General features: G+C 64.3%; 12 protein-coding genes. 6 read left to right on the top strand and 6 right to left on the bottom strand.

Translation table 11 applies throughout. The annotated features are described in order from the left end of the window. Positions 1-51 precede the first annotated feature (51 nt). Both ACHAC9_RS20315 and ACHAC9_RS20310 read left to right on the top strand, forming a co-directional pair. Positions 52-1,185 carry a branched-chain amino acid ABC transporter substrate-binding protein gene (locus ACHAC9_RS20315; RefSeq protein WP_435762755.1) on the top strand — a complete coding sequence of 378 codons (1,134 nt, stop codon included), beginning with the start codon at positions 52-54 and terminating at the stop codon, positions 1,183-1,185. Between the two features lie 10 nt (positions 1,186-1,195). Next, positions 1,196-3,007, top strand: a complete 1,812-nt coding sequence (locus tag ACHAC9_RS20310; RefSeq protein ID WP_435762753.1) for a DUF885 domain-containing protein — start codon at positions 1,196-1,198, stop codon at positions 3,005-3,007. Positions 3,008-3,112: 105 nt separating this feature from the next. On the opposite strand, the gene ACHAC9_RS20305 is transcribed toward ACHAC9_RS20310, so the two are convergent. Next, on the bottom strand, positions 3,113-3,307 hold the full coding sequence (locus ACHAC9_RS20305) for a hypothetical protein (protein WP_435762751.1): 195 nt from the start codon (positions 3,305-3,307) through the stop codon (positions 3,113-3,115). A gap of 425 nt (positions 3,308-3,732) precedes the next feature. Between ACHAC9_RS20305 and ACHAC9_RS20300 the strand changes: the two genes are divergently transcribed. Next, on the top strand, positions 3,733-4,281 hold the full coding sequence (locus ACHAC9_RS20300) for a fasciclin domain-containing protein (protein WP_435762749.1): 549 nt from the start codon (positions 3,733-3,735) through the stop codon (positions 4,279-4,281). Between the two features lie 81 nt (positions 4,282-4,362). Here ACHAC9_RS20300 and ACHAC9_RS20295 read toward each other — a convergent pair whose 3' ends face one another. From ACHAC9_RS20295 to ACHAC9_RS20275, 5 genes are all read right to left on the bottom strand, one after another. Then, entirely contained in the window at positions 4,363-6,054 is a 1,692-nt protein-coding gene (locus tag ACHAC9_RS20295; protein WP_435762747.1) for a PQQ-dependent sugar dehydrogenase, read from the bottom strand. A gap of 170 nt (positions 6,055-6,224) precedes the next feature. After that, on the bottom strand, positions 6,225-7,913 hold the full coding sequence (locus tag ACHAC9_RS20290) for a M14 family zinc carboxypeptidase (RefSeq protein WP_435762745.1): 1,689 nt from the start codon (positions 7,911-7,913) through the stop codon (positions 6,225-6,227). 40 nt (positions 7,914-7,953) lie between these two features. Continuing rightward, positions 7,954-9,459: a HAMP domain-containing sensor histidine kinase gene (locus tag ACHAC9_RS20285; protein ID WP_435762743.1), complete on the bottom strand. Its 1,506-nt coding sequence runs from the start codon at positions 9,457-9,459 to the stop codon at positions 7,954-7,956. Further along, positions 9,456-10,328, bottom strand: a complete 873-nt coding sequence (locus ACHAC9_RS20280; RefSeq protein ID WP_435762930.1) for a hypothetical protein — start codon at positions 10,326-10,328, stop codon at positions 9,456-9,458. Before ACHAC9_RS20280 ends, ACHAC9_RS20285 begins: the two co-directional genes overlap by 4 nt. After that, positions 10,328-10,975 carry a response regulator gene (locus ACHAC9_RS20275; protein ID WP_435762741.1) on the bottom strand — a complete coding sequence of 216 codons (648 nt, stop codon included), beginning with the start codon at positions 10,973-10,975 and terminating at the stop codon, positions 10,328-10,330. The genes ACHAC9_RS20280 and ACHAC9_RS20275 overlap by 1 nt, the downstream gene beginning before the upstream one ends. Before the next feature lie 265 nt (positions 10,976-11,240). On the opposite strand from ACHAC9_RS20275, the gene ACHAC9_RS20270 reads away from it, so the two are divergent. The 3 genes from ACHAC9_RS20270 (at position 11,241) to ACHAC9_RS20260 (ending at position 14,311) form a co-directional block, all read left to right on the top strand. Continuing rightward, positions 11,241-11,903 carry a TonB family protein gene (locus tag ACHAC9_RS20270; protein WP_435762739.1) on the top strand — a complete coding sequence of 221 codons (663 nt, stop codon included), beginning with the start codon at positions 11,241-11,243 and terminating at the stop codon, positions 11,901-11,903. Between the two features lie 111 nt (positions 11,904-12,014). Then, entirely contained in the window at positions 12,015-12,932 is a 918-nt protein-coding gene (locus ACHAC9_RS20265; RefSeq protein ID WP_435762737.1) for a M28 family peptidase, read from the top strand. Continuing rightward, positions 12,920-14,311 carry a hypothetical protein gene (locus ACHAC9_RS20260; protein ID WP_435762734.1) on the top strand — a complete coding sequence of 464 codons (1,392 nt, stop codon included), beginning with the start codon at positions 12,920-12,922 and terminating at the stop codon, positions 14,309-14,311. Before ACHAC9_RS20265 ends, ACHAC9_RS20260 begins: the two co-directional genes overlap by 13 nt. The last annotated feature ends 45 nt before the right edge of the window (positions 14,312-14,356 follow it).

Here is a 14,356-nt window from a genome sequence, read left to right as displayed (position 1 = left end):
GATTCATGGCATGATGGCGCCCGTTCGTCATAGATAAACGGAGACAGGCTGATGCCATCGAAATTCACCATCGCGCCGCTGGCGCTGGCCGCGCTGCTGTGCGCGCCCTTCGCCGCGCTGGCGCAGGAACAAAGCGTCAAAATCGGCGTGACCGGTCCCCTCTCGGGCGCCAACGCCTTTGCCGGCAAGGACAACGAAAACGGCGTGCGCCTCGCGATCGAGGAACTCAACACCCAGAAAATCAAGGTGGCCGGCAAACTGCTGCGCTTCGAATTGCAATCCGAAGACGACGCGGGCGACCCGAAGCAGGGCGTGACGGTGGCGCAAAAGCTGGTCGACGGCGGCGTCAAGTTCGTGCTCGGTCCCTACAACTCTGGCGTCGCGATTCCCGCCTCGCGCGTCTACAACGATGCCGGCGCGCTGATGTCGACGGTCGGCACCAACCCGAAGATCACGCAGAGCGGCTACAAGGGCGTGTTTCGCATCGTCGCCAGCGATTCGCAGGTCGGCGGCGCGATGGCCAATTACGCAGCACGTGACCTGAAACTGAAAAACGTCGGCGTCATCGACGACCGCACCGCCTTCGGCACGGGGATTGCGACCGAGTTCAAGCGCCAGGCACAAACCGCCGGCCTGAAGGTCGCCGGCCACGAATTCACCAACGACAAGGCGAGCGACTTCGCCGCCATCCTCACCGCGCTGCGCGCGAAAAAGGTCGACGCCATCTTCTTCGGCGGCTATGCGCCGCAAGCGGCCCCCATGGTGCGCCAGATGAAGGCGCTCGGCCTGAACGTGCCGCTGCTGGGCGGCGACACGCTGTGCAGCCCGGAGATGGCGAAACTCGGCGGCGCGGCCGTGGGCGAGAACGTTCGCTGCGCCCAGGCCGGCGCGATCATCGCGAAGCAGCCGGCTGGTCCCGCCTTCCTCGTGAAATACAAGGAGCGCTTCAAGCGCGAACCGGACGTCTACGCGCCGTCGTTCTATGACCAGACGATGTTCGTCGCGCAGGCGATGAAGGCGGCGAACAGCCTCGATCCGGCAAAAGTAGCGCAGCAGCTGCGCCTTCTGAGCCACCAGGGCGTGGTCGGCACCTACGGCTACGACGACAAGGGCAATCTCAAAAAGACCGCCGTCACCGTCTACACATTCAAGAACGGCGCCCTGGCGCCACTGGCAAGCTACTAAGGTCTCCATCATGATTCGCAACTTCAAGCCTGGCGCACTCGCTGCCGCCGCCCTCATCGCCTGCACACCGGCGTTTGCTGCCGAACAGGCCGCAGCGCCTGTCACGAAACAAGTCGTCGCCAGTCCGCAAGCCGGTAAAAAACTCAATGCCATCGCCGACGAGTACTACGACGCGCTGGCGCGCTTTGACCCTATCTCGGCCAGCGAGAGCGGCGACAACCGCTTCATCGACCAGATCGGCATGACGATCGCACCAAAGGAACGGGCCAAACAGTTTGCGCGTTACAAAGCTTTCCAGAAGCGCCTGCATGCGCTCAAGCGCGACCAGTTGAATGCCCGCGACCAGACCAGCTACGACATCCTCGACTACGAGCTGGGCATGGCGCTGCGCTTCGAGCCCTTCCCCGAACACCTGCTGCCACTGAACCAGATGGACAGCATGCCGGTCACGCTGGCGAACTACGCCAGCGGCCAGGGCGCCCAGCCACTCACCACCTTGCAGGATTACCGCGCCTACGCGAGCCGCCTGGCCCAGCTGGGGCCGTGGGTCGACCAGGCGATTGCCAACATGCGCGAAGGGATCAAGCGCGGCGTCGTGCATCCGCGTCCTGTGATGATGTCGGCCCTGCCCCAGTTCAAGCAGCTCGTCGCGGCCAGTCCTGAGGCGAGTATCTACTACACGCCCGTCAAAAACTTCCCGGCCGGTTTTTCGGATGCCGACAAGCGCGCGCTCACCAAATTGTATGACGAGGCGATCGGCACTAAACTCAATCCGGCCCTGGCCCGCCTGGCGACCTTCATCGAGAAGGACTACCTGCCGGCCACGCGCACCAGCACCGGCTGGAACGCGCTGCCGAACGGCGCCGCCTGGTACCAGGTACGTGTCGCCAGCCAGACCACGACCGATTTGAAGCCGGAAGCGATCCACGAGATCGGCCTGAAGGAAGTGGCGCGCATCCAGGGAGAGTACGGCCGCATCGGCCCGAAGATGGGTTATACGGGTCCGGCAGCGGGTCTTCCGGCCTGGGTCTCGCAGCAAGCGAAATTCAAGCCGTTCAAGACGGAACAGGAAGTCATCGACGTCTACCGCAAACTCGATGCGCAGCTGCGCACCAAGCTGCCGTCGATGTTCAACCTGATGCCGAAATCACCGCTGGATTTGCGCCTCGAGCCTGAACTGAGCCGCGCCACGGCCTCGGACCACTACACCCCGCCGGCAGTCGACGGCACCCGTCCCGGCGTGTTCTGGTCGGTCGTGAACGATCCGACCCAGTACGGCAGCACCGGCATGGTCACCTTGTATTTGCACGAGGGCCAGCCGGGCCACCACTTCCATATCGCGCTGGTACAGGAACTGGGCTTGCCGAACTTCCGCAAATTCGGCGGCAACAACGCGTTTACCGAAGGCTGGGCGCTGTACGCCGAGACGCTGGGCAAGGACATGGGGCTGTTCGACAAGCCGGAAGATTATTTCGGCCACTTGAACGACGAAATGCTGCGCGCCGCGCGTTTAGTCGTCGACACCGGCATCCACACCAAGGGCTGGACGCGCGAGCAGTCGATCAGCTATTTCAGCGATACGCTCGGCTACAGCGAGGCCGATTCGCGTGCGCAGATCGAGCGCTACATGATCTGGCCAGGCCAGGCGCTGGGCTACAAGATCGGTTCCTTGAAGATCATGGAACTGCGCCGCCGCGCCGAAGCTGCGCTGGGGTCGAAGTTCAATTTGCCGGCCTTCCATGACGTCGTTCTCGGCGAAGGAACGCTGCCCTTGGCGCTGCTGGAGAAAAAGGTGGATCGCTGGATTGCGAGCCGCAAATAATCAGAGACCCCAGCCTTTGGTGGGCGACCATCGGACTATGAAAAACCGCCCAATGTGGGCGGCGTGCGCAACCTGGCCGGACAGTGCCGGACAATTGTCAGCTGCTCAGATGCCGCAACGACTGTAGCAGTCGAGCCGGTCCATGTCGCATTGCAGTGCATCTTCACCGCTCTTCATGCAGGCGTCGTATGCCAACTTGCAGTTCCACTGGCAGGAACCGACGGCCATTGCAGAGCTCGCCGAAACACCCAAACCGATTGCAAACAACAGCGTTGCCAATTTCTTGTTCATCTTGCTCATACAGTCTCCATGAAAAATCAATCGCAATTGAATGGCCGAACGTGTTTATAGCAGGCCCGGTCAAGAAAGCATTACCCGCGCTTTTTGGGAGTGCGGCATTCAGCAAATACCGCTGTTGATACTCAACAGCAAATGCAACATCGCATTGTTAAATTGGCTTGTCAAGCACTACGCTTCCTGCATAAATTGAATATCGCCGGGTTCGTGAGAGCGTCTCATCAGGTCGGCGTTATGACCATGCGTCTTCGGGTTGCGGACCGCGATATGCGTATGTGGCTGAGGTCGTGTCCGAATGTCAGACCTGACCCCAGCCTGGTCTTGCAGCGTAGTAAAAATGCGCATGGCTAAAGAATCTGAATCCATTTGGAGTGGCGGAACGTATATGGATAGGTAAGACAACCTAGCCAATACTAAAAGGAACCGCCATGCGCACATTAAAATCCACATTGATCATCGCCGCTATTTTCGCCACCAGCACCTTTGCCCACGCTGATGTCACGGTTGGTGGCCAGAGCATGCTCGCCAGTAAGGATATCGTCGACAATGCGGTGAATTCGGCGGATCACACGACACTGGTCGCAGCAGTCAAAGCAGCAGGCCTGGTCGACACCCTGAAGGGTAAAGGGCCATTCACCGTGTTCGCGCCGACCAACGCCGCCTTCGGCAAATTGCCTGCCGGGACAGTCGAGACGCTGGTGAAACCGGAAAGCAAGACGGCGCTGACCAACATCCTGACCTATCATGTCGTCGCCGGCAAATATGACTTCAAGGCACTGAGCGCCGCGATCAAGAAGCAAAAGGGCACCGCGGAACTCGCCACGGTGAACGGTGGCAAATTGAAGTTCATGATGAACGGCATGCACAATATCGCCGTCATGGACGAAAAAGGGCAAACGGCGAACATCAGCACCTATGACGTCTATCAGTCGAACGGCGTCATCAACGTCGTCGATAGCGTATTGATGCCGAAGTAAAGTCGTCACCAACGGCAGTGCGCGCGTTCGGCGCGCCGAATACAGCGCTGCCAAGGGAGGGTGCCAGGCCCTCCCTGTTACTCACTTCTCCGGCGTAATCCGCCACACCACACCACCGCCATCGTCAACCACCAGCAGCGCCCCATCGGCCGCCACTTCCACCGCCGCCGGACGCCCCCACACATCGCGGTCGCTCAGCACCATGCCGGTCATGAAGTCCTGGTACTGCCCAGTCGGCACGCCCTTCTTCATCATCACGCGCACCACCTTGTAGCCGGTGCGCATGCCCCGGTTCCAGGAGCCGTGCAGGGCCAGGAAGATGTCGCCCTCGTACTCTTTCGGGAAGGCGAACTTCGCGCCCTTCGGCGCCTGGTACACGATCATGCCGAGCGGCGCCGAGTGCGACTGGATCAGCGTGTCGGGCACGATCACCTTGTTTTTGAGGTCGGGACGGATGCCTTTCAACCGCGGCTCCTCATTGGCGCCGATGTAGTACCACGGCCAGCCGTAGAAGCCGTCCTTCTTGACGCGCGTGATGTAGTCGGGCGGCAGGTTGTCGCCCAGTTCGTCGCGCTCGTTCACGCTGCAGAACAAGTCGCCCGTGGTCGGGTGCACGATCATGCCGACGCAGTTGCGCAGGCCGTTGGCGAAGGGACGGCGGTTGCGGCCATCCACGTCGAAGGCCAGCACGGCCGCGCGCTCGGTCTCTTCGCCCCAGGCGGCGCCTACGCCATATTTCGCTTCCCACTGCGCCAGCGGTTGCGGTGGCGTCGCGCCGATTTTTGTGGCGACGTTGGTGGCCGATCCCACCGACAGCAGCATCGTCTTGCCGTCCTTCGAGAAGGCGATCGTGCGCGTGACATGGCCGCCGCTGGTGTCGCTGATCTTGTCGATCACGACTTCCGGCTCGCCCTTCGCTTGTAAAGCCCCCGCGCTGTACGGGAAGCGCACTACCGAATTGACATTGGCGACGTACAGGTATTGCGGATTCGCGCCCGCCGGCCAGAAGGCCATGCCGTAAGGGCGCGACAGGCCGCTGGCAAAGACGCCCGTCGTGTCGACCTTGTCGCCGCCGTTCGAACGCAGGACCGTGATCTGGCCTTTCGCCGCTTCCGACAGGAAGATGTCGCCGTTCGGTGCGCGCAGCGGCATGCGCGGTTTGCCGAGCTTGTCGGCAAAGATGCTGACCTTGAAGCCCTTTGGGACGGCCGGCATGGCGCCGTCGGGACGAGCTGCCAGCTTGGGGCCGTTGCCGGCGCTTTCGCTGGCGAAGGGGGCGACCAGGTCGGTCGCTTTGATGTGGTGCAGGTCGCCGGGTTTGTCGACGGTCCAGGCGGCGCTGTCGTCGGTGGCGGTTTTTTCGCCGGCTGCGGCAGCGGCGGGCGCAGCGGCCTTGCCGCTTTGGGTGGCCAGGTAGTCGATCACGGCGGCGCGCGCCTTTGCGTCGGCGACGCCGATCGGCATCGCGGTACCGGGGACATCCTTGTTTGGGTCGCGCAGGAAGACGTCGAGTTCTTCGCGGGTCCAGGTTTTGCCCGAGGCGCCGGCTTTACTCAGCGCGTCGGTGTAGTTGAAGTTGGGGACGCCGGCGGCTTTGCGGCCGAGGACGTTGAACAGGCCGGGGCCGGCGCGCGAAGACAGGCCGGGGTCGACTGTGTGGCAGCTGGCGCAGTTTTGTTCGAAGTAGGTTTGGCCAGCGGGCGGCGCGGCATTGGCGGTGCTGGCCCACGTGAGGCAGGCGGCGGCAATGACGGCGCGGAGGTGGGGTTTCATGTTTTTGCTTTCTGTTGTTATGTCGCAGACGGGGCAGCGCGGTAAGGGATGCATGCGTGGGTGGGGCTGTTGCCTGCTCCGGTATTGGTGTGTTTGATCCGCGTGGGCACGAGTGCCCCGCCCTACGGGATACGTAAGGTATCCGGTAGGTAGGTGCATTGCCCCTGCTTTTACTCGACCATGAAGACTGGATAGCGGCGCCATTCAGGTTCGCGGTATTTGTCGCAGTGGGCGAAGATGAAGTCGAGGACGGCTTCCTGGTTCGTCAGCAGCGTGGGATTGGCGGCTTTCCATTCGGCGAAGTTCGCGGCCAATGCCGGCTCCTGGAGCAGCAACTGTTCGGCTTCGTCCTCGAACACGTAATCCGAATACGCTTCCTTCTTTTCCAGCACGCTGTTGAAGAAGCCCCAGCGGAAGAAGCTGTCGTGCGCGAGCGGCTCGAGGGTTTCGACGATGTAGCGCGCCTTGTCCTGATCCAGGGAGACGATGACGTCGCCAGCGCGCAGGTGAACGCTGGCACGGCGCCGGTCCAGCTGGAGCTCGTCGTGGAACATGTGGCCCTCGTAGGCGTTCGGACGCGAGGACACGGACACGACATGGTAGAAGGCCACGTCCTGCACGCGGTCTGCATCGACGCGTTCGAGCTGCACGCCATTCAGTTCCAGGCGTTCGATCGCCTCAACCCAGGCTTGCGGGATGATGTAGGCTTTCGGCGCGGCTACCGTCACGTCGGCATTGAAACGGTTGTAGTAGCTGATGTCGCGCTCCCACGGACTCGAGCGGTCGTAGTACAGGCGCGTGTAGTCGCCCAGCACGCTCGGCTTGTATTTGGCCTCATAGCCTTTAAAGCGGAAGGTCGCGGTGTTCTGGTCGTCCATTACCCAGTGGATCGGCCACTCGGCGCGCGTGCGGCCGGCATCCCTGGCGGCGCGCCGCAACTGCTGGATCTGCGCCCCATGCTTCACCGTGAACGCGAGCGCCGACTCGACCAGGGCGCGCATCGACTCATAGCGCTCCTTGAAGGGTTTGAGCATATGCGTCTCGGGCATGAAGCCGATCGTGTGGTGCAGCGCCGCGTAGCCGGTCGAGAAGCGCGCCGTCTCCAGGAATTCGGCGATGCCGTGGTCCGGGCTGTCCTGCACCGGATTCACATACGGGCAGGTCGGCCAGCCGCGCGCTTCCATATCGGCGTAGAGCGCCGGCAGCATGCTGCCGGTCAGGAAGGCACCCAGTTCGCCACCCAGCTTGTCGGCCTGGGTATGAATCAGCGTCATCGTGTACGTATAGTCGGCGCCGTTCGAGGTATGGGTGTCGACCATCACGTCCGGGTCCCACGTGGTGAACAGTTTATTGAACACCTGCGCCGTCAGGGTGTCGCACTTGACGAAGTCGCGGTTCAGGTCGAGGTGGCGGCTGTTGCCGCGAAAGCCGAACTGCTCCGGGCCGTCCTGGTTGACACGGGACGTATTCGCGCGATTCAGGCTGCCGTCGACGTTGTACAGCGGGACGAACAGGAACACCGTTTTGCCCAGTGCCGCCAGGCGCTCCGGCTGGGTGCAGAAGTCGCGCACCAGCGCCATGCAGCCGTCGACGCCTTCCGGCTCGCCCGGGTGGATCCCGTTGTTGTTGAAGAAGACCGGTCGGCCCGATGCCTTGATCGCGTCGCGCTCGAACACGCCATCGCTGCTCACCACGCCCGCATGAATCGGCACACCCGCGTCCGACTTGCCGACCACGCCGAAGCGCAGCACGTTCGGATACGCACGGGCGAGCGCCTCGTACCAGGCGATGCAGTCGCCCAGGGTGGTGGTCTGGTTCTGGTTGCCCAATTCGTAGGGCGTCTTCAATACGTTCGACATCGTGGTAGCAGAGTGATGGAGGAGTAAATAAGTCAGGGCGCTACGATACCGCAGAAGCGCCCGACAAGGGCAGCGAGATCGCCAGCGTCGTGCCGCGCTGCGGCGCCGAACGGACGGCGATCGTGCCGCGCAGCGCATACACGCGCTCGCGCATGCCGATGATGCCGATCCCCTCGCCACTGGAGGTCGGATCGAAGCCCTGGCCGTTGTCTTCGACCTCGATGCGCAAGGTGTCGTTGGCGGCGTCCAGCACCAGCGTCACCTCGGCCGCGGTGGCACCCGCGTGCTTCATGATGTTCGACAGCGCTTCCTGCACGATGCGGTAGGCGGAAATCGCCAGCTCGTTGCCGAGCTTTGAGAAGTCCCCTTCCGAGTGGAAGGCAAAGCGGCAATTGGCGCTGTCGTAATGGCGCAGCATCTCCTCGACCGCGCCGTGCAGGCCGAGCATGTCGAGCACTTCCGGACGCAGGCGCCGCACCAGGCGCCGGCCGTTGGCATACAGGTCGAGCGCCAGTTTTGTGATCGCCTGGGCTTTGCCGCGGATTTCCTCGACTTCGGGCCCCGGCTGCGCTTTCGAGGCCAGCATGCCGATGCTCTGCGCTTCCAGGCGCACTGCAATCAATGAGGCATTGAGTTCGTCGTGGATCTCGACGGCGATGGTTTTTCGTTCATCCTCGATGATGCTGTTCACCTTCTGGATGAGCTTACGCTTGTCGGCATCGGCGCGCAGTGCTTCGTTGCGCGATGCGAGCAGGTCGCGCGTGCGTTCGGCCACCTTGTTTTCCAGGTCCTGGGTCGACCGGTCGAGCGCGATCGACATCTCGCCGATCGATGCCTGCAGCTCGCCCACTTCACCGCCGGTGGTCACGGGCAACTCGACCCGGTAGGTGCCGCCGCGGATCGAACGCAGCGCGCCGATCGCTTCCTTCAAGGGCAGGATCAGGGAACGCGCCAGCACCCAGGCCAGGATGCCGCTGGCAAGCAAGGCGAGGGCCGCCATCGCCAGCTCGATGCGAAAGCGTTTGGCCTGTTTGGCCAGCATGTTCGAGGGCGACATCCGCACCTGCACCGCGCCGACGATCTCGGTGGTCAGTGTCGGCGGGCGTGCGTCGCTCGAGGCCGAAACGTGCGGCGTACCGTTGTCGGTGAACAGGTTGATCCACACAACCTGCTTGCGGATCGGCGCTTCGTAGTAATGCGGCTCGGCGTCCTGCGCCGTGTCGGACGTCACGCGCACCGCGCGCTTGCCGCTCGCATCGAGCACGTCGACGCGGTAGATGCTGCTATCGGACTGGACCAGGCCATTGATCGTCAGGCGCAGGTCGGTGAGGTTGCCCGAGATGACGTTGTATTCGCTCGTTTCGGCCAGCGCGCGCGCCAGGATGCGGCCACGCTCGGCCAGCTCCTCGGCCACCTGCGCGCGGTGCGCGTACCAGGAGTACCAGACGAAGGCGGTGAACAGGAACACGACCGGCAGCATGGTGATGAACGCCATGCGCAGGCCGATGCTCCAGCTGCGCCAGAATTGCCAACCCGGCAGTGTCATGGCCGCGCACGCGCGAAGCTGCGCGCCTCAATGCTGACGGCGATGTCGAGCGAACGGGCGACGCCTTCGTTGATCGTGGTGCGAAAGTAACGGGGAAACTGCGGCGCCGGCAGCTCGCCGGTGGCAACAAAACTGGCCGCCATTTCGGCCACCTGGGCGTTGATGTCCTCGATCTCCGAATAGGTCGAGGCCAGCGCCCCCACCTTCACCATGTCGGCGGAAAAACCGATCACGGCCTGCTTGCGGCGGTAGGTCGAGAGCAGGATGTTGCGGATGTTTTCGGGGTTATAGATGGCGCTGTCGGGCAGCGCCAGCAGCACCTCGCTGCGTTTTACACGCGCGAGAATATCGCCCAGGTCGTCGCCACGCGCCGCCTGCAGCACCTCGGCCTGCCCGGTCAGCGCGGGCAGCAGGAAGCCGGTATCGGGCCCGAGGATGGCCGCCACGCGCACCGGGCGCCGGTACAGCAGCGTGGCGAGGCGTACCTGATCGAAGGGGGCCGGCTCGGCGTACACCGCCGTCATCGCTTTTGCGCGCGCGGCGGGCAGCTCGTCCACCACGGAGCGCCAGACCTGGCTTGACGTAAACGCCGCGATCACGACGCAATCGCAGCGCTGCGCGGCCGCCTCGCGCAGCGCGACCGGGCCGATCGCGACGAGTACCAGACGCCGGCGCTGGGCCAGTTCGGTGCGAAAGGCGGCGAAGGTCGGCACCAGGCGTTTATACAGGTCTTCGGCGATGCGCACCGTGAGGCCGCTAGCGTCGCCGGTGACGATCTGGAAGCGGTAGCCGGGCGCGGGCTGCGCCGGTTCGGCGACGGCTGCACTGCTGGCCAGCACCAGGCTTGCCACCAGCGCGCGCAGGCGCATCAAGGTTCGATCAGGCCATATTTCACGGCCAGCTTGGTGATGTGGGCCTGGCGCTCGACGCCCAGTTTCTCCTTGATCGACTGGCTGGTATTGCTGATGGTCTTGGTCGACAGGTTCAGCTTCTCGGCGATCTCGGCGTTGGTCAGCCCTTCGGCCATCAGCTTGAAAATTTCGAGGCCGCGCTCGTCGAGCTGCGACTGCGGCGAGACGTCGCCGCGCACCGCGATGCTGGCCAGCCGCTCTGCGATCTGCGGAGGAAAATACAATTTACCCGCTTTGGCCTGGCGCACGGCCGCGGCCAGGTCGGCCGGGTCGCAATCCTTGGTGACGAAAGCGTGGGCACCGATGCGGTAGGTTTCCTTGATCAGGCTATCCTGGTCGAACTGGCTCAGGAAAACGACCTTCGCATGGGGGTCGGCGCGCAGGATGTTCTGCGCCGCGTCCAGGCCCGTGAGTTCGGTGCCGAAGCGGATGTCGAGCACGACGACGTCGGGCTTCTGCTCGGCGTACAAGGCCACCGCCTCGCTCGGGGTGCGCGCCTGCGCGACGACGTCCATGCCTTCGGCCGCGAGCGACATCGCAAAGCCCGTCATCACGATCGGGTGGTCGTCGGCCAGCATGACGCGGATTGCTTTCGGATTGCTCACTCTCTTCTCCATTCGTTACGTCCTTACCCGCCTCTGGCAGCGATGTGTGCCATCGGGCAGAACCGGCATCGGTACGAGGGGATTATTCCATACAACGGGTAAGGAAGCGAGTAGCGGCCTTACTACCCACGATTGCGGAGAAAACGCTTTACTTATTGCTACTACATTGCATATATTATTTCTACTTATTGGAAGCATGTAGCACTTACAAAAAGCAAAATCCCCGCCTGCCGTTCGTTTGAGGCATAACCACAAGGAGATCGCCATGCATTTCTCGTCGATGCACCAGGACAGCGGCAGCAAAGCCGGCAAATTTGCCCTCGTCGCCTGCCTGCACGCGCTGATCGCGGTCGGCGTCGTCAACATGATGAACAATAAAGTCATCTCGCTGCCCTCGCTGCCGGACGACCTTACCGTATTCATGACGCCGGAACCGGTGCCGCCAACGCCGCCCGAGCCGCCAAGCGTGACACCGAAGCTCGCCCCGCCCCAGATCGTGGTGCCGAAAGTGGAACTCGAGGTGCCGCCGCCAGCAATCGACAATCCGGTGCAGGCCACGACCGACGTCCAGCCGATGCCGGAACCGGCGCAGCCGACGCAGCCCGACGTCCCCGCCCAGCCGACCACGCCGTCGGCGACCAGTGGCGCGATGCGCAGCGCCGTGCTGGCCGACGCCAACGGCTGCGCCAAGCCGAACTATCCGGCGAACGCCGCCCGCAATGGCGAGACGGGTACGGTGACGCTGGCGCTGCTGGTCGGGCTTGATGGCCGCGTGACGGGCTCCCGGATCCAGAAGTCGAGCGGCTCGCGTGACCTCGACCGCGCCGCCGTGAATGCCCTGAGCCTGTGCCAGTTCAAGCCGGCGCTGCACAACGGCGTGCGCCAAGCTGGCTGGGCGCAGATCGCCTACGTCTGGTCGCTCGAGTAAATCCTCTCTGTTCCGTTTTGCCCGCCATCCCTCAGCCTGGCGGGTTTTCTTGTGCCTGCGATCGCGTGGCAGGCCCCCGTTCGACCCTTTATCACGACAAGGATGCGGTTCATGCGCTCTGATTCAGCCACCCCTGCCCCAGCCTGCCTCGCCGCCCTGCTCCTCATCGCCGCCCTGTCCTGGCTGGCGCTGCGGCCGGCGCAGCCGGCGCTCCTGCCAGCCGCAGCGGCGGGCGCCCCGGCGACGCAGTTCTCGGCAGCGCGCGCGAATACGGACTTCGCCGCGCTGGCACGCACGCCGCGCCCGATCGCCAGCAAGGCCAACGCCGAGGCGCGCACCTGGCTGGTCGAGCGCCTGCGTACGCTCGGCCTCGAACCGCAGGTGCAGCGCGCGCTCGTGCAGAAAAACTATGTCGACTACAACGCGAATTACGAGGCGACCCTGGGCGTGGTGCACAACGTGCTGGTGCGCCTGCCGGGTAGCGCGCCCGACCGGCTGCGCCGTTCCAGCCTGCTCCTGGTGTCGCACTTCGACAGCGATGCGGCGAACCTTGGCGCCAGCGGAGCGGCGCCGGTGGCGGCCCTGATCGAAACCCTGCGCGCGCTGCGTGCGGACGCTCCGTTGGAGAACGACGTACTGGTGCTGTTCGCCGACGGCGAGCGTGTCGGCAGCCTCGGCATGCAGGCCTTCACCGAGCAGCATCCGTGGGCGCGCGAGGTCGGACTGGCGCTGCGCTTCGATGGCGGCGGCAGCGGCGGGCCACTCCAGTTGTACAACACACACGGCGCGAACACGGCGGCGATCGACGGCTGGCTGCGCGCGGCGCCCGCCGTGGCGGGTTCCTCGCTGATGCACGAGATCCACCAGCTGGTGCTCGGGGGCCCGCGCATTGGCGCATTGATCCGGCTCGGGGTGCCGGTGCTGCAGTTCGCGCATACGGGCCGCCCGTTCGGGCGCGATCGCGTGCTCGACACGCCACAACGCTTCGCGCCACCCTGCAGCAGATGGGAGACACGATGCTGCGCCTGACGCGTGAATTCGGCGGCGCGCGCATCGATCCGCGGCCTTCAAACGGACAGGTGTATTTCGCGCTGCCGTTCGCCGGCATGGTGCACTACAGCGGCGCCCTGGTCTGGCCTTTAACAAGCCTGACCTGCCTGCTGCTGGCCGCTACGGTCTGCATCGCGATGCACCGATCAAGCGTGCGCTATCCGGCCCTGCTGCAGGCGCTGTTCATCGTGCCGTCGATCGCGGTGGCGCTCGGCATCGGCGCCTGGCAGCTGTGGGTACACGTGCCCGCGCTGCACAGCGCCTGGAATCCGGCCGCGCCCGAGCATGCGCGCCATGCCCTGCTCTACCTGGCTGGCGTGTGCGCGCTGTGCGCGGCATTCTTCATCGCCACTCAGCGGCAGCTGGCACGACGCACCGGCACGGCGGCCGCGATGCTCTCCAGCCTGGCCTGCCTGGTGCTGGTGCTGCTGCTGGCGAGCTGGCTGGCGCCCGGCACCAGTTATCTGCTCGTGTGGCCAGTGCTGGCCGCCCTCGCCGCCTTCGCCGGACTGCATGTGCGCCGTGTCGCCGCCTGGCCGCCAGCGGCGCGCTGCGCCGTGCTGCTGGCCGGCGTACTGCCGGCCGTGGTGCTGGTGCTGCCGGTCCTGCGCGACAGTTATCTGGTGCTGTCTCCGCAGCGCATGAACATCCCGGTGGCGATGCTGGCGCTCCTGCTTGCCGTGTCGACGCCGCTGCTGGCGCATGCGCGGCGCTATGTCGCGCGCACGCTGCTCGCGGCTGGCCTGGGCGGGCTGGCGCTGGCCGGCAGCGCCGGGCCATTCACGGAGGAGCCGCCGCTGCAGGCGAATGCGCTGGTGTATTACAAGGACATGCCGAGCTGGGACGCCTACTGGCTGCATCCTGCCGCGGACCTCGATCCTTGGCAGAAAACACTGTTCGCCAACCTGAAGGAACCCCATATATTCGTGAACGTCTTCGGCTGGCAGAGTCCGCGCCAGTGGTATGCCTGGGCGCCGCGCGACGGCCTGGCATTCCCATTAGTCCGGATTCTGCGCAACGGCAAGGCGCCCGGCCGCCACGCCGACTTCACCTTGGTGTCGCAGAACCGCGCGCCGCAGATTCGCCTGCAGGTGACGGGGGCGCGGCCGACGCGCGTGACGATGAACGGCCGCGTGCTGCTCGACCTCGAGGCCAAATCGCTGACGATAATCCTGTACGGGATGGAGGACGCGCCCCTGCAGTTCAGGATCGAGGTGCTGTCCGATCCGATCTTCGCTGTGCGCATCGAGGAAGTGGTACCGGGGCTACCGGAACATCTGCTGCCGCCACGGCCGGCAGCCCCGCTGGTTCCCCTGAGCGGACAATCGATCGCGGCCGATACGCTGTGGTTCTATTAGGGCAGGTTGCACTACACGCTTGCACTACAATATGGCGCGCGCCTC

It is taken from the genome of Massilia sp. CMS3.1 (genome assembly GCF_051262535.1).
In the GTDB taxonomy this organism is placed as follows: domain Bacteria; phylum Pseudomonadota; class Gammaproteobacteria; order Burkholderiales; family Burkholderiaceae_D; genus Telluria.
The sequence above is the reverse complement of the archived record's forward strand: the minus strand, read 5'-3'. Positions and strand labels throughout refer to the sequence as shown.

Excerpts from the sequence above, each read along its gene's own strand:
- ACHAC9_RS20315 (WP_435762755.1), top strand. The coding sequence starts at position 52 with ATGCCATCGAAATTCACCATCGCGCCGCTGGCGCTGGCCGCGCTGCTG.
- ACHAC9_RS20310 (WP_435762753.1), top strand. The coding sequence starts at position 1,196 with ATGATTCGCAACTTCAAGCCTGGCGCACTCGCTGCCGCCGCCCTCATC.
- ACHAC9_RS20305 (WP_435762751.1), bottom strand. The coding sequence starts at position 3,307 with ATGAGCAAGATGAACAAGAAATTGGCAACGCTGTTGTTTGCAATCGGT.
- ACHAC9_RS20300 (WP_435762749.1), top strand. The coding sequence starts at position 3,733 with ATGCGCACATTAAAATCCACATTGATCATCGCCGCTATTTTCGCCACC.
- ACHAC9_RS20295 (WP_435762747.1), bottom strand. The coding sequence starts at position 6,054 with ATGAAACCCCACCTCCGCGCCGTCATTGCCGCCGCCTGCCTCACGTGG.
- ACHAC9_RS20290 (WP_435762745.1), bottom strand. The coding sequence starts at position 7,913 with ATGTCGAACGTATTGAAGACGCCCTACGAATTGGGCAACCAGAACCAG.
- ACHAC9_RS20285 (WP_435762743.1), bottom strand. The coding sequence starts at position 9,459 with ATGACACTGCCGGGTTGGCAATTCTGGCGCAGCTGGAGCATCGGCCTG.
- ACHAC9_RS20280 (WP_435762930.1), bottom strand. The coding sequence starts at position 10,328 with ATGCGCCTGCGCGCGCTGGTGGCAAGCCTGGTGCTGGCCAGCAGTGCA.
- ACHAC9_RS20270 (WP_435762739.1), top strand. The coding sequence starts at position 11,241 with ATGCATTTCTCGTCGATGCACCAGGACAGCGGCAGCAAAGCCGGCAAA.
- ACHAC9_RS20265 (WP_435762737.1), top strand. The coding sequence starts at position 12,015 with ATGCGCTCTGATTCAGCCACCCCTGCCCCAGCCTGCCTCGCCGCCCTG.
- ACHAC9_RS20260 (WP_435762734.1), top strand. The coding sequence starts at position 12,920 with ATGCTGCGCCTGACGCGTGAATTCGGCGGCGCGCGCATCGATCCGCGG.